The organism is Labrenzia sp. OB1, from assembly GCF_001624695.1.
Taxonomy (GTDB): Bacteria; Pseudomonadota; Alphaproteobacteria; order Rhizobiales; family Stappiaceae; genus Roseibium.
On the sequence record NZ_JSEP01000029.1, the window covers coordinates 1 to 22,275 of the forward strand.

21 protein-coding genes and 1 pseudogene are annotated in these 22,275 nt (G+C 59.4%); 11 read left to right on the forward strand and 11 right to left on the reverse strand.

Annotation, left to right across the window (positions count from 1 at the left end):
• The 3 genes and pseudogenes from OA90_RS28725 to OA90_RS24835 all read right to left on the reverse strand — a co-directional run.
• A pseudogene (locus OA90_RS28725) lies at positions 1 to 211 on the reverse strand (IS630 family transposase); the annotation flags it as partial.
• A 732-nt stretch (positions 212 to 943) separates the two neighbouring features.
• Positions 944 to 1,906: a protein-methionine-sulfoxide reductase catalytic subunit MsrP gene (gene msrP, locus OA90_RS24830; RefSeq protein ID WP_068419318.1), complete on the reverse strand. Its 963-nt coding sequence runs from the start codon at positions 1,904 to 1,906 to the stop codon at positions 944 to 946.
• A 183-nt stretch (positions 1,907 to 2,089) separates the two neighbouring features.
• Complete coding sequence (locus tag OA90_RS24835) at positions 2,090 to 4,156, reverse strand: elongation factor G (RefSeq protein WP_068419321.1); 2,067 nt, start codon at positions 4,154 to 4,156, stop codon at positions 2,090 to 2,092.
• A gap of 514 nt (positions 4,157 to 4,670) precedes the next feature.
• Here OA90_RS24835 and OA90_RS24840 point away from each other — a divergent pair.
• The gene (locus OA90_RS24840) at positions 4,671 to 5,009 is read left to right on the forward strand and encodes a hypothetical protein (RefSeq protein ID WP_068419324.1); all 339 of its coding nucleotides are present in this window, start codon (positions 4,671 to 4,673) and stop codon (positions 5,007 to 5,009) included.
• A gap of 92 nt (positions 5,010 to 5,101) precedes the next feature.
• Here the strand turns inward: OA90_RS24840 and OA90_RS24845 are convergent, their stop codons facing one another.
• From OA90_RS24845 to OA90_RS24860, 4 genes are all read right to left on the reverse strand, one after another.
• The gene (locus OA90_RS24845) at positions 5,102 to 5,581 is read right to left on the reverse strand and encodes a DUF992 domain-containing protein (protein WP_068419327.1); all 480 of its coding nucleotides are present in this window, start codon (positions 5,579 to 5,581) and stop codon (positions 5,102 to 5,104) included.
• Positions 5,582 to 5,700: 119 nt separating this feature from the next.
• Positions 5,701 to 6,309, reverse strand: a complete 609-nt coding sequence (locus tag OA90_RS24850) for a hypothetical protein (protein WP_068419330.1) — start codon at positions 6,307 to 6,309, stop codon at positions 5,701 to 5,703.
• Between the two features lie 361 nt (positions 6,310 to 6,670).
• On the reverse strand, positions 6,671 to 7,870 hold the full coding sequence (locus tag OA90_RS24855; protein WP_068419332.1) for a pyridoxal phosphate-dependent aminotransferase: 1,200 nt from the start codon (positions 7,868 to 7,870) through the stop codon (positions 6,671 to 6,673).
• Between the two features lie 217 nt (positions 7,871 to 8,087).
• Positions 8,088 to 9,218 carry a hypothetical protein gene (locus tag OA90_RS24860; RefSeq protein ID WP_068419334.1) on the reverse strand — a complete coding sequence of 377 codons (1,131 nt, stop codon included), beginning with the start codon at positions 9,216 to 9,218 and terminating at the stop codon, positions 8,088 to 8,090.
• Positions 9,219 to 9,753: 535 nt separating this feature from the next.
• Here OA90_RS24860 and OA90_RS24865 point away from each other — a divergent pair.
• The 4 genes from OA90_RS24865 to OA90_RS24880 all read left to right on the forward strand — a co-directional run bounded on the left by OA90_RS24865 (position 9,754) and on the right by OA90_RS24880 (position 12,541).
• Positions 9,754 to 10,035: a hypothetical protein gene (locus tag OA90_RS24865; protein WP_156510633.1), complete on the forward strand. Its 282-nt coding sequence runs from the start codon at positions 9,754 to 9,756 to the stop codon at positions 10,033 to 10,035.
• Positions 10,036 to 10,037: 2 nt separating this feature from the next.
• The gene (locus OA90_RS24870) at positions 10,038 to 10,217 is read left to right on the forward strand and encodes a hypothetical protein (RefSeq protein WP_068419338.1); all 180 of its coding nucleotides are present in this window, start codon (positions 10,038 to 10,040) and stop codon (positions 10,215 to 10,217) included.
• Between the two features lie 566 nt (positions 10,218 to 10,783).
• Positions 10,784 to 11,194 carry a DUF3775 domain-containing protein gene (locus tag OA90_RS24875; protein WP_068419340.1) on the forward strand — a complete coding sequence of 137 codons (411 nt, stop codon included), beginning with the start codon at positions 10,784 to 10,786 and terminating at the stop codon, positions 11,192 to 11,194.
• A gap of 384 nt (positions 11,195 to 11,578) precedes the next feature.
• Positions 11,579 to 12,541, forward strand: coding sequence for a heparan-alpha-glucosaminide N-acetyltransferase (locus tag OA90_RS24880; protein ID WP_068419395.1), 963 nt, complete (start codon positions 11,579 to 11,581; stop codon positions 12,539 to 12,541).
• Here OA90_RS24880 and OA90_RS24885 read toward each other — a convergent pair.
• Positions 12,538 to 13,443 carry a choline/ethanolamine kinase family protein gene (locus tag OA90_RS24885; RefSeq protein WP_082837265.1) on the reverse strand — a complete coding sequence of 302 codons (906 nt, stop codon included), beginning with the start codon at positions 13,441 to 13,443 and terminating at the stop codon, positions 12,538 to 12,540. The two genes, OA90_RS24880 and OA90_RS24885, sit on opposite strands and share 4 nt — an antisense overlap.
• A gap of 38 nt (positions 13,444 to 13,481) precedes the next feature.
• On the opposite strand from OA90_RS24885, the gene OA90_RS24890 reads away from it, so the two are divergent.
• Positions 13,482 to 13,781, forward strand: a complete 300-nt coding sequence (locus OA90_RS24890; RefSeq protein WP_068419397.1) for a SelT/SelW/SelH family protein — start codon at positions 13,482 to 13,484, stop codon at positions 13,779 to 13,781.
• Positions 13,782 to 14,169: 388 nt separating this feature from the next.
• Here the strand turns inward: OA90_RS24890 and OA90_RS24895 are convergent, their stop codons facing one another.
• Both OA90_RS24895 and OA90_RS24900 read right to left on the reverse strand, forming a co-directional pair.
• Entirely contained in the window at positions 14,170 to 14,553 is a 384-nt protein-coding gene (locus OA90_RS24895; RefSeq protein ID WP_068419344.1) for a carboxymuconolactone decarboxylase family protein, read from the reverse strand.
• Positions 14,507 to 14,983, reverse strand: a complete 477-nt coding sequence (locus OA90_RS24900; RefSeq protein ID WP_068419346.1) for a MerR family transcriptional regulator — start codon at positions 14,981 to 14,983, stop codon at positions 14,507 to 14,509. Before OA90_RS24900 ends, OA90_RS24895 begins: the two co-directional genes overlap by 47 nt.
• A 227-nt stretch (positions 14,984 to 15,210) precedes the next feature.
• Between OA90_RS24900 and betC the strand changes: the two genes are divergently transcribed.
• Positions 15,211 to 16,725, forward strand: a complete 1,515-nt coding sequence (betC, locus tag OA90_RS24905) for a choline-sulfatase (protein WP_068419348.1) — start codon at positions 15,211 to 15,213, stop codon at positions 16,723 to 16,725.
• 89 nt (positions 16,726 to 16,814) lie between these two features.
• Positions 16,815 to 17,717, forward strand: coding sequence for an HNH endonuclease (locus tag OA90_RS24910; protein ID WP_068419350.1), 903 nt, complete (start codon positions 16,815 to 16,817; stop codon positions 17,715 to 17,717).
• A 112-nt stretch (positions 17,718 to 17,829) separates the two neighbouring features.
• Here OA90_RS24910 and OA90_RS24915 read toward each other — a convergent pair whose 3' ends face one another.
• Positions 17,830 to 18,840, reverse strand: coding sequence for a LacI family DNA-binding transcriptional regulator (locus OA90_RS24915; RefSeq protein ID WP_199823833.1), 1,011 nt, complete (start codon positions 18,838 to 18,840; stop codon positions 17,830 to 17,832).
• Between the two features lie 171 nt (positions 18,841 to 19,011).
• Here OA90_RS24915 and OA90_RS24920 point away from each other — a divergent pair, with 171 nt between their 5' ends.
• The 3 genes from OA90_RS24920 to OA90_RS24930 are packed head-to-tail and all read left to right on the forward strand — an operon-like array spanning position 19,012 to position 22,249.
• On the forward strand, positions 19,012 to 20,058 hold the full coding sequence (locus OA90_RS24920) for a Gfo/Idh/MocA family oxidoreductase (protein WP_068419354.1): 1,047 nt from the start codon (positions 19,012 to 19,014) through the stop codon (positions 20,056 to 20,058).
• Between the two features lie 7 nt (positions 20,059 to 20,065).
• Positions 20,066 to 21,001 carry a sugar phosphate isomerase/epimerase gene (locus OA90_RS24925; protein WP_068419356.1) on the forward strand — a complete coding sequence of 312 codons (936 nt, stop codon included), beginning with the start codon at positions 20,066 to 20,068 and terminating at the stop codon, positions 20,999 to 21,001.
• A gap of 24 nt (positions 21,002 to 21,025) precedes the next feature.
• On the forward strand, positions 21,026 to 22,249 hold the full coding sequence (locus OA90_RS24930) for a sugar ABC transporter substrate-binding protein (RefSeq protein ID WP_068419358.1): 1,224 nt from the start codon (positions 21,026 to 21,028) through the stop codon (positions 22,247 to 22,249).
• Positions 22,250 to 22,275 lie beyond the last annotated feature (26 nt).

Genomic DNA, 22,275 nt, shown 5'->3' on the forward strand with positions numbered 1-22,275 from the left:
CGGGGCCTTTTGCATTGAAACGCAAGACCCAGTCGCGGATCACCTGGACCGTCACGCCGCCGACCGCACCCGCATCGCTGCGCAAGCCGCCGTCATAGATCACTGCAAGCGCCAAAAGGCGCCGTGTTTGATCGGCATTCACCGAGCCACGGGCTAGATGACGAAGGGTTGGAGCATCAAAGTCATCTCGAAGACGGATAGGGGCGGACATGGCAAACTCCTCATGTTCCCCATCAGGAATCATATTCGCGAAACTTTGGGAATCCAAAAGAGTCGTCAAATTCGTCGCTTGGTATTATGCCGAATTCCGATTTGATATCCAATCATTCGGTTGGATATCAAATCGGAAACATGAAAACATCCTAAGCTATTGGTTAATTTTAGCTATGTGCCCATTCGCCTTTGTTTGGTGGATAGGTGCGTAAAGATAGGCTGGCTTTATTAGCCGACTGCGAAAATTAACCGTTTAATTTCAGTCTCTTTCTCCAGATATCATGCTTTTACAGCAACGAAGCGCAGCATCAAACACGCCATTTTTTTAGGCAGTTCGCGATATGCTCACCCGCGATGCAAAATCCACAATTCCGGGAAATTCCCCGCATTTCTATGCCGGCCGGAAAAGTAGAGAAAGAAGGTCAGAAAAATTATCACGCACAAGCAATTGAAAAGAAATAACTTTTAGGGATGAAAAACTGACGATTGAGATATGCGATAAATGCATGGCAGACTTGCGCTACTGCCTCTTGTTTATGCAGCTTGTGCACCGCATATAAGCATCACTGTTGGTCAGACGGGCTTCACGTCCTCCTCCCTGTGATGTCCAGACCAGCTGTTCCCCTCTGGAAGGTGATTCTACTGTTTACAGTGAATCAATTCTGACTGCCGGGTCTTTTGGGACCCGGCTTTTTTTTGCCCTTTTTTTTACCGGCATGCAATTCCGGCGCTACATGAACAGAAGCTCGCCGGTCATCCCCTTGTACATCCCGGCGACCTGCTCCTCGTAACCGTTGTAGAGCAAGGTGTTGCGACGTTCATCGGTACCCAGCACCGATTCGGACGATTGCGGCCAGCGCCGATGCGGCACAGCCGGGTTCACATTGGCCCAGAAGCCGTATTCCTTCGGCTGGATTTCTTCCCAGAAGCTAACCGGACGCTCGTCCGTGAAAGAAATTTTGACAACGGACTTGATGCATTTGAACCCGTATTTCCACGGCGTCACCAGGCGCACCGGTGCGCCGAACTGCTTGGCAAGCGGTTTGCCGTAAATACCGGTTGCCATGAAAGCCAGCTCGTTGGTGGCCTCTTCCAGTGTCAACCCTTCCACATAGGGCCAAGGATACCAGGACTGGTTCTGGCCGCTGGCCACGGAGGGATCGAAGAAGGTTTCGAAACGCAGGTATTTTGCGCCGCTCTGGGGACCTGCCAGCTTCACCAGCTCCGCCAGCGGGAAACCGGACCAGGGAACCGCCATCGACCAGGCTTCAACACAGCGGTGCCGGTAGAGCCGTTCTTCCAGCGGCATTTTGGCGAGAAGGTCGTCGATGTCGAGGGTCTGAGGGTTGTCGATCATGCCGTCCAGTGTGACGGTCCAGGGCCGGATCTTGAGCTTCTGCGCCGCCGGCCAGGTCTGCTTGTGCGTTCCGAACTCATAAAAGTTGTTGTATTTCGCCGAGAACTCTTCCGGGGTAACGTCACGGTCCAGCACATAGGCTGCGTTGCGTTTGACCGGATAAAGCCCCGCACTCGGGTCTTCTTCGGCAAACGCCGGGCGCATGCCGAGGCCACTGGCAAGCAGTGCGCCGCCACCGGCGAGCCCGGCGAGGATCTGGCGGCGGTTCATGAAGATATGCTCAGGCGTGGCGTCCCGCTCGGGAAGATCCCAGCTGCGCCGTTTCAAAATGTTCATTTCAAGTCTCCCGTTTGTCACCGAGAAAAGCCGAAACACCTTTCAATGGCAAATAACGCCCTGGTGACCGGAACCGTGAGAATATTTACCGGTGACGCAGGGCGCACATCGGCGACCCGCGCCAGGAGGACAGGCGGGGCACATATGCCCCCTCCTCGGGCTGCTGGTTTCGCGGTCGGTTATTCAAGCGGCCTGCTGCTTGCCGGATCGCTGCAGAGCCAGCTCCGCGGCCTTCCCGGAAAGTTCGGCCAAATGATCGAATTCGGCCGTGTAGCTGGCGACACCCGCCGTCGCTGACCGCAATTCGACGATCAGGTCGCCGATCTCGGCCTCGGGCATCAGCGCCTGAACCTCATCCCATCCGGGCCAGTCCGGCCGTGCATCGAACCCGAGCAACTGCCCGCGGCGTGCCGAAACGATGGCGTTCACCCTGGCCGTTGCATCGCTTGGACAGGCGATCACCACTTTCTGGATCGGCTCCAGAAGTACCGGTTTGCACTCCGGCAGCCCTTCCCGGATCGCAAGAATACCCGCCATCTTGAACGCCTGGTCCGAGCTGTCGACCGAATGATAGGAGCCGTCCGTCAGGCATATGGAGACATCGACCACGGGAAAGCCCAGCGGTCCACGCCCGAGCGCCTCCAGCACGCCGTCCTTGACGGAAGGAATGTACTGTTTGGGAACCACCCCGCCGGAAATCGTGTCGGTGAACTGAACGCCCTCGCCACGCGGTAGCGGCCCGATTTCCAGCGCGACATCGCCGAACTGGCCGTGCCCGCCGGACTGTTTCTTGTGCCTGCGGCGTATTTTGGTTCCGGACCGGATGGTTTCAGCATAGGGCACACGCGGCGCATAGACAGAAATGTCCAGCCCGTATTTTCCGGCAAGCCGTTCCTGGGCGACACGCAGATGCATTTCGCCCTGGCCGGCCAGAAGCGTCTCCGCCGTGGTCTGGTTCTGGCTTATCGTCAGGGACGGATCTTCCTCCGCGAGTTTGACCAGAGCCGATGAAAGCCGGACTTCATCCTTGCGCTGGGCGGCCGAAATGGCCGTGGCCAGCACAGGTGGTCGTGCCTCGGCGAGATAGAGACTGGAAAGCGCCTCCGCATCGAAACACAGCAGATCTCCCGTTCCGACATCTTCCATCCGGCCAAGCGCCACCAGCGCTCCCTTGCCGGCGGTTGCGATCTTCGTCGCCTGCTGGCCGAAGATCGAAAACAGGCCGGACACCTTGACCTCCCGCTCGCCGTTCAGAAACAGGCTGTCGCCGTCGGAGACCTGTCCGTCGAGAACCCGTGCGATGGACAGTTTGCCGCCGTGCTGGGTGTGCAGGGTCTTGATCACCTGCAACGCATTGCGATTGCGCTGGCCCAGAACGCGCCCCGCCAGCAAGTCGACGCCCGGAACTTCATGACGCAGCGCTTTCAGAAGACGGCTGACGCCGTTGCCATGCTCGGCGGCCCCGAAGAAGACCGGACAGATCAATCCGTCCCGCATTTCGTTAACGAGATCGGCGAAAACCTGGTCCCGGTCAGGCGCGATGTCTTCCAGCAGCGCCTCCATGAGATCGTCGTCGTGATCGGCCAGATGCTCCAGCATCGTAAAGCGGGCCTCGTGTTCGCGGGTTCGGTCTGCGTCGCACATGTCGATCCGCGTGCTCGGCTCCTTCTCGTGATAGACATGCGCCCGCTCCAAGGCGAGGTCGATGAAACCGGTCGCCTGATTGTCTTCCCAGATCGGAATTTGTCTCAGCACCAGCGGCACCGCGGAGGCCGGCTGCAACACGCTCAGGACATCCCGCACGCGCCGGGTGCTCTTGTCGATCTTGTTCAAAAACAAAACCCGCGGGATGGCGCGGGCTTCAAGGGCTTTCAGGATAAGCTGCAAGGCCGGAACCTTGCGCTCGTCGTCCTCGGCGACAACAATGGCCAGATCGGCACCGCTGAGCGCCCCGTCCATTTCGCTCAGGAACTCCACGGAACCCGGACAATCGACGAATATGAACCGGTCATCCAGATAGGTCGCATCCGCGATATTGAGTTCCACGCTCATGCAGTGCGCACGCGCTTCCGGTGCGGCGTCGCCCACCGTGTTGCCGTCCGCGACGGTGCCCTGACGGGCCACCTTGTCCGTTCGCGCCAGCAAAGCCTCCAACAGGCTGGTCTTGCCGCTGCCGAATGGACCCACCAATGCGATACAGCGCGGTGCGCCGTCCGCTTGATGTCCCTTTCCGTTGTTCTTGATTGCCATCATTTGCCTCCCGTGTTCGAGGATAATCCCTCAACAACGCGGCAAGGCCGACGGCAAGAACGAGATGACTTAAAGAGGAACCGTTCGGGTCTGGCGCGATTGTCCGCGGCCGGGGCGGACGGCATTCCACCCCCTGTCGAACGGACCGCACTCAACCATGATACAATTCATCTTTAGCTCATCTCGCTCTAGGGACGCGGGCCTGCCGCGTCTCGCCCGGATGGGACCGAACGCCGATACCCGATGCGCCGGGATCTGAAGAGAACCGACCACCTGACCATGTCTTGATAAAGGGCCAGATCGTCAATATCCCCGGGCACCCGGCGCCGAATTCATCGGAGCATCGATCAGGGGCGGTGGCTCATGGTCGCGCCGATCATGACGGCAACGCAAGGGAAACTTACGCGGCAGCGCAGCAAATCGTTTGATCTGCATCCTGTTCCCGGCACGGATCATCCGGTATCATCCAGACTGCGTAACAACTTAGCGGCAGCCGCGTGAAAAGGACTTTCAAATGCAGAAAACGCACAACAGGGTGATGTCCCCCTCGCGATCATTCTGGACAAAGGCCGCCATGGGAGCCGGACTCGTATTCCTTTGCACAGCGTCCGCTTCCGCACAGAACAACCAGCTTCGCGTGTTGCCGCAGTCCGGTTCTCCCCGCCTGCCTTCCGCCGAACAGCAACTCAACGGGACCCTCGACCGTCAGGAATCCGGTTTTTCGACCGGCCAGCGGATCGACAACTCGAACCGGTTGAACCGGACGCAAGACATCAACCGCCAGAACATGCGTCCGAACGTGAACTCCGCGCCTTGTGCGGGCTCGAATGCCACCTGCCGGGAAGGGCAATAGTCGGCCGGAACTGGGCAACCCGTTAAACAGACGGGTGTTGACGGCCGCCCCCCGGCATTTCTTATCCGGGAGGCGGCATTCGATTTTCAGGATCAGTTGATGCGCTCAAGCGTCATCTTGCTCACACCGAGCGTCAGATTGGTGCCGGTCTGGCTTTCCAGGCTGAACGGGTTCAGCGCAATCGAGCGATCAAGTCCGCCGACAAGAGCATTCGCCTTGATCCCCGCGCCCAGGCTCGCACCGGCGGTCACTCCAGCATAGGTGCCTGCCAGAAGCCCCGGCTTGCGGTTGGCAGACGGGGCCAGAACGCCCCACACCAGGGTCGCAGCACTGGTTTTGCCGATATCCAGGCCGTAGTCCCGAACCTTGCCGCTGTAATTTTCAACCGCTCCGCCATCAGCCGGACTGAAACTGCAACCGAGCGTCGCGCTGGAACCGACGATAAAGCTGTGCTCACCCTCCACGAGGCATTTCAGCGTGCCGATCTCAACTGTCGGGCTGTTTTCGTCGGCCTGAACCGGTCCGGCAAAGAAAAGTGCTGTCGCCGCAAGGGCAAATAAGGGAAAACGCATTCAGGAAGTCTCCTAATTGAGAACGTAAAATGCCCGCACCGCTTAAGTGTTGGCGGACAGTTTCGTCATATGCGCGTCCATAGCGTCAAAATAGGGGCAGATCGACGGAACGGAGACACTCAGGCTGAAACATCCGCCGCATATGGCTCTCTGGTGGAAAATCCGGCGACAATAGCCTCCCCTTGCAGACCATTCCTGTCCGACCACCGCGCAAGCAAAAACCTTCGCCCACCGATCAGCAAAGTCAACGTCGCCAGAACAGGTACGAAACCGGTACCGGGATCTGACAAAGCCCAGGCTGCTCCAAGTGCGGATATGAAAAGCATCAGGAAAGAATAGCGCCGCTGCAGATGGGCCGGCATGTCCGCAATTCCGACAAAACCGCTTTTTGAAAACACGGTCTGGACAACACCTGCAAAAAGCACCGTCAGAAGCACACTGCCATATGCATTTACGCTCAAGAAATCGGCAATGGTTTCATCCCCGAACCTATACACGCCAACGACCAGAGGTGTCGCCAGAAGGATGTGCAGATTGACCCCCAGAAGAACAGGATGCATCCGGAGTTTCAAAATTCCGAACACCATGAACGCGCCCAGTGCCAACGCAGACCCGGCCCAGCCCGCCATCTCCAGGTCACCGCCCTGACGCCACAGCAAAATGAACGCAATTGATGGCAAGCTTTCCACAATATCGGCAACCCATTGTTTTTGCTTGGAAATCTGCATGATTTTCTCCTTCCACTTTGTCGGAACGATACATCAACATGCATACCGGTTGAAACGCTGGAAAGTGAAAATGCAACCCGCCGCGTTCGCCAGACGCTTGGCGCAACAAGGGAATCGCGTGAAAAACGCGCCCGGTGCACTCCTCGGATTTTCGACCGACCATCAGGCCGTCATCGGCTCGCACACCAGGACGCAACCGCGCTCCCTCTCCGGTAGTCACCGGGCGCGACCTGATGCACCACGCCGTTGCGGCACCTCTATTCACAACTGAAATTGAAGACGTGAAGCGGCAAGAATGCCCGGATCAGGTCCGGGCATCCCCACAGCATGTGCGATTGGACGTCATGTCCAACCGGAAGTCTTATTTCAGATTGCCGCAGAAGCGCTGGATGCGGGTGCAAGCCTCTTCGAGAGCCTCTGTCGCGGTCGCATAGGAGATACGGAAGTTCGGGCCGAGACCAAAGGCCGATCCCTGCACGACGGCCACCCCTTCCGTTTCCAGAAGCTCTGTGACGAAGTCGGCATCGCTCTCGATCACCTTGCCGGACGGTGCGGTCTTGCCGATGGTTCCGGCGCAGGACGGGAACACATAGAATGCCCCTTCCGGCACCGGGCAGGAAAGGCCGTTCGTCTGGTTCAGCATGGAAACCACCAGGTCGCGACGCTCCTTGAAGACTTTATTGTTCGCCGGAATGAAATCCTGGCTGCCGTTCAGTGCCTCGACAGCCGCCCACTGGGCAATGGAACACGGGTTGGAGGTGGACTGCGACTGGACCTTGGCCATCGCCTTGATCAGTTCGGCCGGCCCGCCCGCATAACCGATCCGCCAGCCGGTCATTGCATAGGCCTTCGACACACCGTTGACTGTCAGCGTGCGCTCATAGAGTGCCGGTTCGATCTGCGCCGGTGTCGTGAACTTGAAATCGTCATAGACCAGGTGCTCATACATGTCGTCGGTCATCACCCAAACGTGAGGGTGTTTCACCAGTACATCGGTGAGAGCCTTCAGTTCCGCCTCGGTATAGGCAGCCCCGGACGGGTTGGAAGGAGAGTTGAAGATCAGCCACTTGGTGCGCGCGGTGATTGCCGCGTCAAGGGCTTTCGGCGTGATCTTGAACGTGGCCTTGTCGGCTTCCACGATGACCGGCTCGCCGCCCGCCATCAGCACCATGTCCGGATAGCTGACCCAGTAGGGGGTTGGGATGATGACTTCATCGCCCGGGTTCAGCGTCGCGACCAGCGCGTTGTAAAGCACCTGCTTGCCGCCGGTTCCGACGGTGATCTGATTGATTTCGTAGCTGAGGCCGTTTTCCCGCTTGAACTTCGCGGCAATCGCCGCCTTCAGCTCGGGAATACCATCAACGGCGGTGTATTTGGTCTTGCCTTCGTTGATGGCCTTTATGGCCGCCGCCTTGATGTTTTCCGGTGTATCGAAATCCGGCTCACCGGCGCCAAGTCCGATCACATCGCGGCCAGCGGCCTTAAGCTCGCGCGCCTTGTTGGTGACAGCGATGGTCGCGGAAGGTTGAACACGCGCCAATGCGTCAGCGAGAAAGCCCATAATATCCTCCAGGAAAGCGGGAATAACAGCGCGCGGACCCTAGATCCGTGCGCTTCGGAAGACAAGTGCCAAATCCGGGTACCAGATGCGCGCGCGGGCCCACAAACAGTCAAAAGACCTCCTGCCGCATTCGATTGGAGGTCTCTGGGAATATTGATTTCAGGCCTGCGGGCTCACCCTGCGTTCAGCTGAACGCGGAACGATTTCGATTCCGCACCTAGCTCCGGGTCTCAAGAATCAGTTTCGGCTCTTTCTTGTCCGCCTCCAGCAGGCTGCATTTGAACCGTTTCTTCTTGGTCTGACCGTTCAACAGGTTCACCGGGACGGAGACAGGCACATCGGAGCCCTGCTTCGCCGCTTCCAGCAGCGCGGAATAGCTGTTGGCATGCAGCAGCATTTCAGTGATGGGTCGTTCGCCGAGAGTTTCGTGGGTAAGGTGAAAGGTCTTCAGCGCCGCATTGTTGGCGGCAACGATCAGGCGCGACTTGCCGTTGATCACCAGGATCGGTGCGCTGCAGATCTCGAACACCTTCGCAAAATCGACATCGCCGCTGACATGGCCGGCCGAGAACAACACGCCGCCGACGGTTCCCCCAATGCGGAAATACATCGCATCGTAATTGAGTTCGAGACTGTCATTGCTCGCCAGCAGGAATTTGCCCCGGCCCGTGGCGCTCGCGCGCCGGGTGAGAGCAGCCAGCGCCAGCGACACGATGGTTTTCCCGACCCGGTTCTGAATATGGGCGATGTTGCGCCCCAGGATCATCCGGGCATCTTCTATCTGGAAACATTTGACGAAGCCTTCGCTGGCGAAGCGCACGTAGCCAAAGTTGTCGACCAGCAGAACCACGCGGTTCGAGGAGGCGACAAAATGCTGAAGGATGGGCGCCAATCCGAGCACCATACGCCCCGGATTGCCGTCGTTTTCACCAATCGAGGGAAAACAGATCGCGATGATCCGTCCATCGGGAAGTTCATATCTATGGGCGACGATCGGAATACCCGGAATACGATGGTCCGGCCCGCCACCGACGTCGAACGGTCCGGCCTGACCTTCGCGGATCGCACCCTGCACCAGCCGCAGGATGGTTTTCCGGTCTTCGGCGGACAGATGACGCAGAGCCTCATTGGAGGGCGCCTCCTGAAGATCCTTGACTTCACTGTTGAAGCTTTGCGACCCGATCTCATGCCAGAGGATCGTTTTCCGGCTTATATCCGCAATGAAGAACTGCAGACCAGCAAGGGAAAGCGCCGGACTTTCTTCCTCGTTCTCAGGAGGCGTCTCTGGCGAGTTGACAGGTTCCTGAGGCTTTTCCGCCGCAGTCCGTCGCGCTACGTTGAATGTCATCCCTGGCCCGACCTGTTTGTATAGATTCACCCTCAATCGGAGTATCTGTCTGAAAAGCAAACAAACACTGAAATGACAGCTTAAAATCGAAGTTTTTCGATCATTTTCTCAAGTTTAGCGTAGTGTCTCCCCGTAGTTATATAGATTTTTCATCGTCATTTTTACATATGATTAATTGGGCTCTATCCCTTAGCGAGATGTCGTCAATCAACGCCGCGTCTATCTCGGTCTGTGCATCTTTGCCGCCCACCCGAAAATCAGTTGTACGAACAATTCCATCTGTCAGCGGCACACTTTCCGGTATCACCAGTAGCAGGCTCGCGGTGCGCGCCGCACCGGATCTGCAGGCAGAGCCGGAGTTTACGGGTGGACTGCCGCCTCTTTTCGGCCTGTCCTGTCCCCTTCGCCCAGGCCTGCGATCTTTAAAATTTGCCTCAAAATTGACACGAAAACTCACATCTGCAGCCAGAATGGCGACCGGGTGCCGGCGCAATTTTTGTGGAGAGTGCCGGCTCCGAGGATGAAGGAGGCTCCCATGCAATCACCGGAAACCAATATCAGATCGCGCAAAAAATCCGGCGCAAGCTTCCCACCGGCTTTGTTTTACATCCTGGCGGCCGGTCCCTTGCTGCTGCTGTCTTATGCGCTGGAACCGATGCTTGCTCCGCCGCTTGCCGCTTTTCTGGCAATGACCGCACTGACATGCCGGATGGGCCGACGCCTTTTCGGCGAACTGGCCCGGGCGCCGGGCCAAAACAACTGTATGAGCGACCGCTGGCCGAAACCGGCCACCGATAACGAATACCGGATCACGTGACGATGGCACCCCCAGAAACAGCGAAAAGCCGCAAGCCGGCTGCCGCGAAAAACGATCTGAATGAAGCGCGCCCGCTCCTGCGGGCCATCTTTCTCGGCATGGTGCTTGCCGGAGGCCTGATGGCCGCCGCCGCCATGGCGACCCCGCAAGGACATCAGACACCGCATATATATCGCCGGTGAGTTCTTCACTTCCCACAGGGCAGAAAACGCCCCCCTCGGCGGGCATGTCACAGCACCATTGAGAGCAGCGCGTATTGCGGCCGCAACCGTCGGGACCGAAGCCTTTAAAAACCGAGGCCCGGCCTCATACGTTTCTCGTATGAAGGCCGAGCCCCAAGTGCCCGGTCCGCCCCGGTAAACTGTTTTCCGCCTTGCCCTTCAACTCGATTCAGGGATCCGTATGGGTCCTGAGTCCAGCTTCTATCCAGAGACCGCCCCGTGTCGCGGTTACCGGCAAGAACGGAAATTTGTTCGCCACCCAAGTAAAGCAACACATCCGGCCATCCGCAAGACCGTTGTCGCCTGACGGCTCGAAAGGCTCGGGCAATTAACCCAATGCGCGTTTATAAAGTGAGGATACCGGGGATAAACATCGCGGAAGGTTGAAGTGTGTTCGTTTCAAACTCCCCGCCAGTCCCCGGACATGGCCTCGAATTCGCGGCACTTCCGGACAGATTGACATCATCACCATTGCCAAGGGGGCAAAGTGGTTCGATAAAGGAAGGCAAGGTTCGTCGGAGGCAGACATGGACATCAACCTGACTTTATCCGCGGATACGATCCGCCTCTTCGCGCAAAAGGCCCGTGCGGTATCCTCCTCGCTCGAGGACACATTCGAAGACGGCCATGAGGGCGACGTGGAGTTTGATGCCGACGCTCTGAAACAGAGCCACGGTCACGACGGTCTGGCCGAGGAGGAAAACGACGATCTCTCCGACGAGGAATTGCGCGAGCTGATCGAGGACCTCAACGTCGATGAAGCCGCGGAACTCGTCGCCATCACCTGGATCGGCCGTGGCGACTTCGACGCCGAAGATTTTGAACAGGCCGTTCAGGAAGCCCGCGACCGCGCTGCCGGCCCCACCGCGAAATACCTGCTCGGCATGCCGCTTCTGGCCGACCATATGGAAGCCGGCCTCGACGCCCTCGATCTTTAGCCGGGGTTTCAAAAGTCCAGGTCACGTCAAGCCGAAACGGCAGGTTTTGCCGGATGGTCCACAAGACGGCGGATTTCTTGGGAAAACGGGTCAGAAACCGATTTCCCGTCTTTCCGCAAGGCACTGTTTGCACCACTCTCACCCGATAGTTTGGGGACTAGGGGATTGAAAGCTATGCTGCAGGAACCGGCGAACCACGATGTGTATACGGCCAACCGGCCCTCACCATGGCCATACGTTGGCGCAATGCTCGCCGCGACGGCGCTGATCACGACACTGGTTGTGACTTTCAGCAGTTAGCTTTACCTCTTTCAGGGAATGAAACGTCCCCTGCCTGCCCCGTCCGGGCGGGCGCTGGTGCGGAACCTCGCGGAAACCCGGAAAATGCCTTCAACGCGTCTGGCCGTGCTCGACCTTGCCCGCGGTCTCGCCGTTGTCGCCATGGCGGTCTATCACCTGTCCTGGGATCTTTCCTGGTTCGGTTTCGTCACCTGGCCGGTAGCGCAGGGTGACGGCTGGCGCATATTTGCCGCGCTGATCGCCGGCAGCTTTCTTTTTGTCGCCGGCATCAGTCTGGATCTGGCCCATCACACGGGCATCCGCCGTCAGGCTTTCCTGCGCCGCCTGGTCATCGTGATTGCCGCCGCTGCGGCCGTTTCCCTGGTGACATGGTTCACCTTCGGCGACAGTTTCGTCCGCTTCGGCATTCTCCATTGTATCGCCATCTCCAGCGTAATCGCCCTTCCCTTCACGCGTTGGCCGCTGTGGACGGCGGCCGCGGCAGCAGCCTTCGTCCTGTCTCTGCCCCTATGGGCGAGCTCCTACGTCTTCAACGGACAACTCTGGCTTTGGACAGGACTGGGGACGCCGGATTTCGGCAGTGTCGATTATGTGCCGCTGGCCCCCTGGGCCGGTGCAACCCTTTCCGGCGTCGCTCTTTCGAAACTGTTCCGCAGAGCTCAAGTCTGGGAAAAGCTGTCGGCCATCCGGGCGACGGATCCCGCTGGCCGTTTCATCCGGTTCATCGGACGCCACTCCTTGCCCATCTACCTTCTGCACCAGCCGGTTCTCTACGGACTCGTCTGGACGGCAACGCTCGTGGCAGGCGACATCGACCGGGCCGGGAACGCCTTTGTCCGCAACTGCGCCACCGCCTGTCAGGAGAGCCTCGGCGCCCCGGATATCTGTGAGCAGGCCTGCGGCTGCACCCTCGCCTTTCTCAAGGCGGACGGCATCTGGACGGCAATCAACGAAGACCCGGAAAACCAGTCCCTGCGCGACCGGATGAACGGCCGATATGCGCAATGCCTCTCAGATCCGGAGTTGAGTCCCGGCACGGAGAATTAAACCAGTTTACGCATCCGGGACAGCGCCCGATCCCTTCTGCCGCGGGCGTACGGCAGGAATGTTTCCGTGTCCCGTCCCCGTGCCACCTGTTCCAGCGCCCAGAGCGCCGACACTGCATCGCATCTGACCTTCATGGCCTCGATCCGCTCCCTGACGGGAAATCCGGACGATCGATGCCTCCCTTTGCAGGCCTCCAAAAAGGCTTCTTCCTCAGCGCTGGAAAACCGGTGTTCCAGGATGGCATAGGCCAGATCCCAGGCGGGGTCCGCCATCGCGGAGTATTCCCAATCGATCAACCACAGCCGCTCCGGCGTCCAGAGACAGTTTCCCGGCGTGACATCGCCATGCACCGGCACGGGCTGAACAGTACCGGAATTCAGTGACAGGTCCGCAAGGTCCTGCATGGCCTGATCGAGGGGTGCAATCTCCGACTGGAACTCCCCTACTGAAGCGAGGAACTCCCGCTGCGCCCGGTAAACGTCATCCGGATCGAGCAGGCCCGCGAATGCCGCTCCCGAACCGTGCAGCCTGCCGAGCGCGTCGCCAAGCCGGGCAGAGAGATCCAGCGGTGCGGGCTCCAGGGTATCAACTGCCGCAGTCAGGAGAATTCCGTCATCGGGATGGACGAAAAGAGGCGGCAAGGCGAGCCCGGTCGTCGCAGCAAGATCGAGGTTGACGGCCTCCGCCTGTCTGTCGACAAGTCCAGCATTCCCGGGCCTTGGAAGGCGCAGAAAGAAAACACCACGCCCAGCTTCCAGCCTGTAGACCTGATTGGTCAGCCCCGCCTGCGGCACGGCTCTGCCGGGCGCCCCGCAAATCTCCAAAAGGTCCGGATGGCGCTCGAAAACCTTGAGAACATCCGCGCTCAAGGCGTCTGGCGTATTGGTTGAAGAGTGTGGCACAAGCGCTGAAGATCACCTGTTCTGAAAAGGAGAACGCCATGACGGACGTTCCGGCTCCCCATATCATCATCACCTATTGCCGCCAATGCAATTGGCTGCTGCGCTCCGCCTGGATGGCCCAGGAAATCCTGTCCACCTTCTCCGAGGAAACCGGCGCTGTCACCCTTGTTCCCGGCACCGGTGGCACCTTCACCATCACCTGCGAGGGCACCCGTGTCTGGGACCGCAAGCAGGACGGCGGTTTTCCGGAAGCCAAGGTCCTGAAACAGCGCCTGCGCGACCTGCTCTGGCCGGAAAAGGACCTCGGCCACTCCGACCTGCCCAAAGCAGGCGACTGAGACTGTGATCAGGGAGACGATGACGGCGCCCTCCCTTCATCAACCCTGTTGAGTGAATGAAGAAGCTGAGCATCACCCTCACGGCTGTCATTCCGGACAAGTGAGACGTAAGTCGAACGCCGATCCGGAATCCAGCGCATCAGCGCGAGCGTGAGCGAGCACAGGTGTTCTACATTCATCGCTTTGGAACAAGGCCGCGCCTGCGGCGCGAATGATGCGCTGGATTCCGGGTCGGCGCGCAGCTTACGCTGCACTTGCCCGGAATGACGCTGGAGAGGCTGGCTTTTCGTCCCACCCAGCATCACCCCGGTTATTCATTTCTCATTTATTAAGAAGAGCTCAGCCCCTCACGTCACTCAACAAGGTTCCTGACGATTGAAGATTTCCCTCAGGCAGGCGCATCCAGTTCGTTGAAAACCTCTTGCGCCGCATTCAACCCGTTGATGGCCGCTGGCAGTCCGCCATAGACCGCCATCTGCCAGATCGCCTCGACGATTTCCTCACGCGCAGCCCCCGCCGCCAACGTGTGTTCGATGTTGATCTTCAGTTGCGGTCCAGTCTGGCCACCCAGCACGGTCAGCGCGGCGATAGTGCACAGCTGACGGGTCTTCAGATCCAGGCCCGGCCGGGCATAGTGGCGGCCATAGGCCCATTCGATAAGGCTCTCCGCGAAATCCGGGAGCAGGTCGTCGTAACGCCCGGCGAGAATGGTTTCGAGGTCGGGGTTAAGGTCTGCTATCAGCGCGCGGCCGCGCTCCAGAGCTGCTGTCATGGGGTGTACTGTCCTGAATTGGCGGCGCACCGTATCCGGTCCGGGCGCAGCTTTCGAAGGCCGGATCGACGGTTTCGCCCGCCTCCATCCTTCTGTAGAGATCAACCTTGTCGTCCAGGACACCCAGCGTCTCGGTAAGCCGCGTGATATCGGCGGCAACTTTGCGGCGATGGTCTTCAAGCATCCTCCGGCGTTCGGACAGCGACGCGCTGCCCAGGGACCGCAGCTCCGCGTAGCGCAGCCGGTCCCGGATGCCCATTCCGGTCGCCTTCAGGCGATCCAGAAATTCGATCCAGCGCAAGATGGTCCCATCATAGACCCGCCGCCCGCCGCCGTCCCTGAGGGGACGCGGAATGAGCCCGATTTTCTCGTAGTATCGCAGTGTGTCGGTCGAAAGCCCCGACTTTTCAGCAAGATCGCCGATACGCATGTGTGTCTCCGAACAGGACGATTTCCCTGACTTACGGGTTGGAGTGCACTCCAGGTCAAGCGGTATTTTCCCTGTTCCCGATCCTTGCTCTCCTGATCGGTGTCTCCGGACCCAGGCAGCAACGCTGTGCTCCGTGTCGAATTTGATTGATCGACCAATCAAAAAAACCGCATCATGACACTTTGCCAAGCCTACCGATTTCCGAACCCGAGAGAGAACGCCGCGCCATGGACCGCAAGAACATCCTGATCCTGATGGTCGACCAGTTGAATGGAACCCTGTTTCCCGACGGTCCGGCGAAGTTTCTGCACGCGCCGAACCTGAAAAAACTGGCCGCGCGCTCAGTCCGGTTCGAAAATGCCTACACAGCTTCGCCGCTCTGTGCACCGGGCCGGGCCAGCTTCATGTCCGGCCAGTTGCCGCGCCGGACGGGCGTTTACGACAACGCCGCCGAATTTGCCTCAGACATCCCCACCTATGCCCATCACCTGCGCCGGGCCGGTTACACCACCTGTCTGTCCGGCAAGATGCATTTTGTCGGCCCCGACCAGATGCACGGTCTCGAGGAACGCCTGACCACCGAKATCTACCCCGCCGATTTCGGCTGGACACCCGACTACCGCAAGCCGGGCGAACGCATCGACTGGTGGTACCACAACATGGGTTCAGTAACCGGCGCGGGCGTCGCCGAGATTTCCAACCAGATGGAATATGACGACGATGTCGCCTTTCAGGCCGTGCGCAAGATCCACGATTACGGCCGTGGCAAATACGACCGCCCCTTCTGCCTTACGGTCAGCTTCACCCATCCGCACGATCCCTACGTAGCGCGCCGGAAATACTGGGACCTTTACGAGCACTGCGAGCACCTGCTGCCGGAAATTCCGGCCATGGAATATGAGGAGCACGATCCCCATTCGAAGCGGATCTTCGATGCCAACGACTGGCGCGGTTTCAACATCACAGAGGACGACATCCGCAAATCCCGTCGCGCCTATTTCGCCAATATCTCCTATCTGGACGACAAGATCGGCGAGATCCTGCATGCGCTCGAGGCCATGCATCTGGCCGACGACACGACGATCCTGTTCGTCTCCGATCACGGCGATATGCTCGGCGAACGCGGCCTGTGGTTCAAGATGACTTTCTTCGAGGGCGCATCCCGCGTGCCGCTGATGATCGCCGACCGGGACCTTGCCCCGCAGCGCATCGCAGCCCCTGTCAGCACCCTCGACGTGCTGCCGACGGTCTGCGATCTCGGCGGCATCGACATGGACGACATCATGCCCTGGACAGACGGTATAAGCCTGGTGCCACTGGCACAGGGAACACCGCGCACCGAACCCGTTCTGATGGAATATGCGGCTGAGGCCTCCTATGCACCGTTGGTCGGCATCCGCGCGGGCGACTGGAAATACATCCACTGCGAGCTCGACCCGCCGCAGCTCTTCAACCTGGCCGACGACCCGAACGAGCTCACAAACCTGGCCGCCGACCCCGCCCACGCCCAAACCGCCGTAAGCTTTGCGGAAATGGCCGGCCGGCAATGGGACATGGCCGCCTATGACGCCGAAGTCCGCCAGTCGCAGGCCCGCCGCTGGATCGTCTATGAGGCCCTGCGCAACGGCGCCTATTTCCCCTGGGACTACCAGCCCCTGCAAAAAGCCTCAGAGCGCTACATGCGCAATCATATGGATCTGAATGAGGTCGAGGAGGGGCAGAGATTTCCGAGGGGAGAGTGAAGGCCGCAGCATCAATGATTTGCGTTTGCGGGAATTTCATGATCGGATAAATTGAATCACTCAGTCACTTCAACGAACTATACGATTTGATGGCAAACGCGGTTTTCTACCACAAACCGGACAGCATTTACGACGACGATCCGGCGGACCGATACCACTTCCCCAAAACGTATCTTTCAAGGGTCGAGCAGACTCTGGGCGACTGGATTGTCTATTATGGTCCGCTTCCAGCCAGAAAAGGCCGATTTTATACCGCACTTGCCCGAGCGGTCGATATCCGCCCTGACCCGGATCACGATGGTCGATACTACGTCTCTCTGGAAGACTATCTCGATTTCGACCGCCCAATCGGCTACACGGAAAATGGCGGTTACGAGCACAAGCTGTTTCGCTCCGATGGGAAACCTAATGGGGGTCGCACCCAGCAGGCAGTTCGCATCATTGAACCGACGGAATTCGAAGCGTTGTTTAACGCTGGTTTGTCGGAAGCAGACCCATGGCCGGCACGTGTGGACGTACAGGATGGAATACAGACTCCAGAAGGGCTGTCAGACCTCAATCAGGCCCCGATGCCTGAGATGTTTGCCGACCGTGACAGGAAGGCCATCATTGTGAATCGTCCTTTCCGGGACGCAAAATTTCGCCTGCACATCCGCAAACTCTATGACCGCACATGCGCGTTCACCGGTCTTCGCCTGATCAACGGCCAAGGCCGCCCTGAAGTCGAGGCGGCACACATAGTCCCAGTAGAGAAAGGCGGCAACGATTCCGTACAAAACGGATTGGCGCTCTCCGGTACGGTCCACTGGATGTTTGACAGGGGCCTCCTCAGCCTCTCGGACACTTACGACATTTTGCCGTCCAGACATCTCAACTATGATGTCGCCCACCTTCTGAACAGTGACATGAAGGCTAAAGTGCCAGAAGACGCGATGAAAAAGCCTCACCCGCGATACCTTGAATGGCACCGTAGCAACATTTTCAAACACTGAGATAATAGGTACACGCAACACCTTTGACGTTCTGTAGAATGACAGGCCACCTTGGTTGGTCCGCACCGAACACTGCACTTCAAGCCATTTCTGGACGCTACGGACTTTACCCTCACTCCAACGGAAGATCACTCTCCCCTTCCACCAGCGTGAACGGCACCCGTTCGCGGATGACGGGCGGGGGATTCTCCGTGTTGAGATGCGGCAGTCTGTGGATGAGGGCCTGTGCCACGCGGCGGCCAAGATCGAACAGGCGCACGCGGTAATGGGTCAGGTTGGGGCTGAGCACGGTTGCCAGACGCGTGGCGATGCCGAGGATCGCCAGATCCTTGCCTGGAACCAGTCCCATTTCAGTCAGACCCCGATAGAGGCCGAACGGGTGGATGGGGTCGGAAAAGATCACCGCGCTCGGCCGGTCTTCCATCTCCATGATGTGATGTGCCAGCGCAACGCCGCCATTGTCGCCGGGTGCGGTCTCGATGACGAGGTCTTCATCGAAGGCCAGTCCATGCCGCGCAAGCTGCGTCCGGTAGGTGTCCAGCATCACGTAGCGCAGATTCAGCTCCTGCCTTGGAACCGCCAGGACAATCCGCCGGTGTCCCCGGGCGTGAAGACGCTCGATCGCGTCCGTCACCATGCCCTCGAAATCAAGGTCCAGCCAGGGCTGCCCCCTGTCGGTCTGCGAGCGGCCCAGCATGACGAACGGAATGTTCTGATCTGCCAGAAGATCGACCCTGGGATCGATCCTGCGCGTGGAGGACAGTACCAGGGCATCGGCCAGACGCCGCCCGACGATCTTCTGAAGGTATTCGTCCGACTTTTCCGAGGACGGCGACATCATCACCATCAGATGCAGACCGTATTCGCTGAGAACCGATTGCATGCCGTCGAAGACACGAATGAAGAACAGGTCGCCCTGCATCATGCCCTCGGAACTGGTTTCCAGCACGAAGCCGACGAGCCCCGTGTTACCCTGCCGCAGCGAACGCCCCGCCTGGTTGGGGACGTAGCCGAGCTCCGCCGCCGCCTTGAGAACCCGTTCCCGAGTCGCCGGCTTGACGTCGAACTTGTCGTTGAGCGCCCGCGAGACCGTCCCGATCGATACGCCCAGATGCTGTGCCAAGTCTTTGATGCTTGTCATACCGGCGTGACGTTAATCACACTTCTCCGCCAACGCAAAGGCCTTCCCGTAAACGTTTACGAAAATATGTTGACAGTCATCGGCAATTTCACCTAGCCTCCTCCGTAAACGTTTACGAAGCCGGTTTCAGCCGGCCGATCCGGGAGGAAAAATATGCGTGCACTGCTCGTGGGGTGCGGTGCGATGGCAGCCGGCTGGACGCGGGCGGTCACGACGAATCCCCTGCTTTCAGACAAGCTCCAGACCGGCAAACTGACCCTCTGCGGCCTTGTCGACCGGGACGCAAACGTCGCGGCGCAATTTGCTCGTGCGCAGAACCTGGTGGACATCCCGGTCTTCGGCGATCTCGAAACCGCGATTGCCGCGACCAGTCCGGATTGCGTCTTCGACGTGACACCGCCGGACGTCCGCCCTGCCGTCGTCACCACAGCGCTCAAGGCCGGGCTGCATGTCCTGTCCGAAAAACCGATGGCCCCGGACATGCATGCCGCCCGCGGCCTGTGCAGCCTTGCGGCCAACAGCGGGCGTCTCTTCGCGGTCACCCAGAACCGGCGCTACAAGCGCGGCGTGCGCCGTATCGAAGCCTTCGTGAAGAGTGGCACTTTGGGGCCGCTCACGTCCCTCCATGCGGAGTTCTTCATGGGACCGCATTTCGGCGGCTTCCGTGAGGAAATGGAGCACGCGCTCCTCCTGGACATGGCGATCCATCATTTCGACGCCGCGCGCTGCATGGCGGGCGAAGAGCCCCTCGCCGTGCTGTGCCACGAGACCAACCCCCAAGGCTCCTGGTATGCGCACGGGGCTTCAGCTGCGGCGATCTTCGAGATGAGCGGCGGTGTGACCTTCACCTATTCCGGCAGTTGGTGCGCCGAGGGAACGCCAACCTCCTGGGACGCCTCCTGGCGCCTTGTCGGCACCAAGGGCATGCTGACCTGGGACGGAGAGGACGCGCTCTGCGCAACCCTTGCCACAGGCGAACCGGCCTTTCTGCGCGAGACCCGGACGGTCGAGGTGCCGGAACTGAAGGACGACAGGCGTGTTCAGGAACATGCCTCGGTCATCGCCGATTTTCTCCAGGCCGTCGAGACCGGCACCGCTCCCGAAACCGTCTGCACCGACAACATCCATTCACTTGCCATGGTCTTCGGCGCGATCGACAGCGCCCGTTCCGGCCGGCGCATTTCATTGACAAAGGACTGACGTTTTCATGACCGACCCAGCGAAGGACATCCGCATCGGCACGATGGTTTCCGCCAACAAGGGCGATGCGGCGGACCGGATACGGCAGATCGCCGATCACGGCTTCGAAAGTTTCGAGCCGTTCTTCTGGCAAACCACCGGAGGCAAGGACCTTGCCGACCTCGGCAAGCGCTGCCGCGAGGCGATCGGCGACCGGGATATCACCATGTCCACCCTCGGCATGTTCGGCAATCCGCTGGAGACGACGGACATCGATCTGGAGACTCTTCAGGGCTGGAAGGACTGCATCGACAACGCCCATCATTTCGGCGCCACCTGCGTGGCCGGCTTCACCGGCCGCATCAGGGATCGTCCGCTGCCCGAAAGCCTGCGGCGCTACAAGGAGGTCTGGGGTGAACTTGCCAAGCGGGCCGCCGACAAGGGTGTCAGGATCGCCTTCGAGAACTGCGCCATGGATGGCAACTGGCAGACAGGCGACTGGAACATCGCCCACAACCCGGACGCCTGGGACATGATGTTCAACGAATTGCCGGACGACAATCTGGGACTGGAATGGGAGCCTTGCCATCAGCTGGTGTATCTGATCGATCCGCTGCCGCAGATCCGCAAATGGGCGGACAGGATCTTTCACGTCCACGGCAAGGACGCAACCGTGCGCCATGACGTGATCCGCGAACACGGCATTTTCGGCAAGCATCCGTTCGTCTTCATGAGAACGCCCGGTTTCGGTGACAGCAACTGGACCGATGTCATCAGCGAATTGCGGCTGGCCGGCTACAAGGGCGCCATCGACATCGAGGGATGGCATGACCCGGTTTACCGGGACGAGCTGGAGATGACCGGCCAGGTCCATGCCCTCAACCATCTTAAAATCTGCCGGGGAGGATCGTTCGTCAACGACCGGGTGGACTATGGCGGCGGAGATCCGTCACTGGAAAAATGAACGACGAACAACGTGGAGGAGAAAATGAAACGCTTGCATATTCTGGGAGGGAGCGTCACGGCACTTGCGCTTCTTGCCTCGTCTGCATTCGCAGAGGACGTGACCATCTCCGTGTGGTCGCTCGATAAGGAAACCCAACCGGCCTACAATCTTGCCAAGGAATTCAACGATCTCGACAACGGCATCAAGGTCGATTACCGCATCGTCCAGTTCGACGACGTGGTGACCGAAGCCATGCGCGCCTTCGCCACCGGTCAGGCACCGGACATCATCGCCGTCGACAATCCGGAGCATGCTCTCTTTGCCGCCCGCGGCGCCTTTCTCGACCTGACCGACCGTATCGCCGCCTCCGAAGCAATCGACGCGGAAAACTACTTCCCAGGCCCGCTGAATTCCGTCACCTGGGACGGCAATTATTTCGGCGTGCCGAAAGCAACCAACACCATTGCGCTCTACTACAACACCGACATGTTCGAGGCCGCCGGACTTGACCCCGAGGATCCGCCGGAAACCTGGGACGAGCTGGTGGAGACCGCGCGCAAGCTGAACAAGCCGGAAGATAACATCTACGGCATCGCCTTTTCCGCCAAGGCCAACGAGGAAGGCACCTTCCAGTTTCTGCCCTGGGTGCAGATGACCGGCGGCGGCTACGACAAGATCAATGGCGATGGCGCTGTCAGGGCGCTGGAGATATGGAAATCCCTGCTGGACGAAGGGCTTGCTTCCCCGGACACGCTGACCCGCGGCCAGTGGGATTCCACCGGTACATTCAACTCCGGCAACGCCGCCATGGTCATATCCGGCCCCTGGGAACTGAACCGGATGGTCGAGGAGGCCGATTTCAACTGGCGTGTCGCCCTTCTGCCGGTCCCCGAGGAAGGCGCCCAGCGCGCCTCGGCCATGGGGGACTTCAACTGGGCCATCTTCGCCAATACGGAACATCCGGACGAAGCCTTCCAGGCGCTGGAATATTTCGCCAGCCAGGATGAGCGCCTGTTCCCTGATTTTGGCCAGCTTCCGGCCCGGGGCGACATCGAGCTTCCGCCGACAGGTGTCGCGCCGAAGGATGCCGCGCTCCAGGTGTTCCTGGAACAGTTGAAATACGCCAAGGCACGCGGGCCGCATCCGGAATGGCCGAAGATCTCCAAGGCGATCCAGGATGCCATCCAGTTGACGCTGACAGGCCAGAAGACCGCCCAGACCGCTCTGGACGACGCACAGAAAAGGATCGACGCGGTTCTCAACTAATCATCGCCACGACCGGCGGGAGAGCC

Excerpts from the sequence above, each read along its gene's own strand:
- msrP (WP_068419318.1), bottom strand. The coding sequence starts at position 1,906 with ATGAACATTTTGAAACGGCGCAGCTGGGATCTTCCCGAGCGGGACGCC.
- OA90_RS24835 (WP_068419321.1), bottom strand. The coding sequence starts at position 4,156 with ATGGCAATCAAGAACAACGGAAAGGGACATCAAGCGGACGGCGCACCG.
- OA90_RS24840 (WP_068419324.1), top strand. The coding sequence starts at position 4,671 with ATGCAGAAAACGCACAACAGGGTGATGTCCCCCTCGCGATCATTCTGG.
- OA90_RS24845 (WP_068419327.1), bottom strand. The coding sequence starts at position 5,581 with ATGCGTTTTCCCTTATTTGCCCTTGCGGCGACAGCACTTTTCTTTGCC.
- OA90_RS24850 (WP_068419330.1), bottom strand. The coding sequence starts at position 6,309 with ATGCAGATTTCCAAGCAAAAACAATGGGTTGCCGATATTGTGGAAAGC.
- OA90_RS24855 (WP_068419332.1), bottom strand. The coding sequence starts at position 7,870 with ATGGGCTTTCTCGCTGACGCATTGGCGCGTGTTCAACCTTCCGCGACC.
- OA90_RS24860 (WP_068419334.1), bottom strand. The coding sequence starts at position 9,218 with ATGACATTCAACGTAGCGCGACGGACTGCGGCGGAAAAGCCTCAGGAA.
- OA90_RS24865 (WP_156510633.1), top strand. The coding sequence starts at position 9,754 with ATGCAATCACCGGAAACCAATATCAGATCGCGCAAAAAATCCGGCGCA.
- OA90_RS24870 (WP_068419338.1), top strand. The coding sequence starts at position 10,038 with ATGGCACCCCCAGAAACAGCGAAAAGCCGCAAGCCGGCTGCCGCGAAA.
- OA90_RS24875 (WP_068419340.1), top strand. The coding sequence starts at position 10,784 with ATGGACATCAACCTGACTTTATCCGCGGATACGATCCGCCTCTTCGCG.
- OA90_RS24880 (WP_068419395.1), top strand. The coding sequence starts at position 11,579 with ATGCCTTCAACGCGTCTGGCCGTGCTCGACCTTGCCCGCGGTCTCGCC.
- OA90_RS24890 (WP_068419397.1), top strand. The coding sequence starts at position 13,482 with ATGACGGACGTTCCGGCTCCCCATATCATCATCACCTATTGCCGCCAA.
- OA90_RS24895 (WP_068419344.1), bottom strand. The coding sequence starts at position 14,553 with ATGACAGCAGCTCTGGAGCGCGGCCGCGCGCTGATAGCAGACCTTAAC.
- OA90_RS24900 (WP_068419346.1), bottom strand. The coding sequence starts at position 14,983 with ATGCGTATCGGCGATCTTGCTGAAAAGTCGGGGCTTTCGACCGACACA.
- OA90_RS24910 (WP_068419350.1), top strand. The coding sequence starts at position 16,815 with ATGGCAAACGCGGTTTTCTACCACAAACCGGACAGCATTTACGACGAC.
- OA90_RS24920 (WP_068419354.1), top strand. The coding sequence starts at position 19,012 with ATGCGTGCACTGCTCGTGGGGTGCGGTGCGATGGCAGCCGGCTGGACG.
- OA90_RS24925 (WP_068419356.1), top strand. The coding sequence starts at position 20,066 with ATGACCGACCCAGCGAAGGACATCCGCATCGGCACGATGGTTTCCGCC.
- OA90_RS24930 (WP_068419358.1), top strand. The coding sequence starts at position 21,026 with ATGAAACGCTTGCATATTCTGGGAGGGAGCGTCACGGCACTTGCGCTT.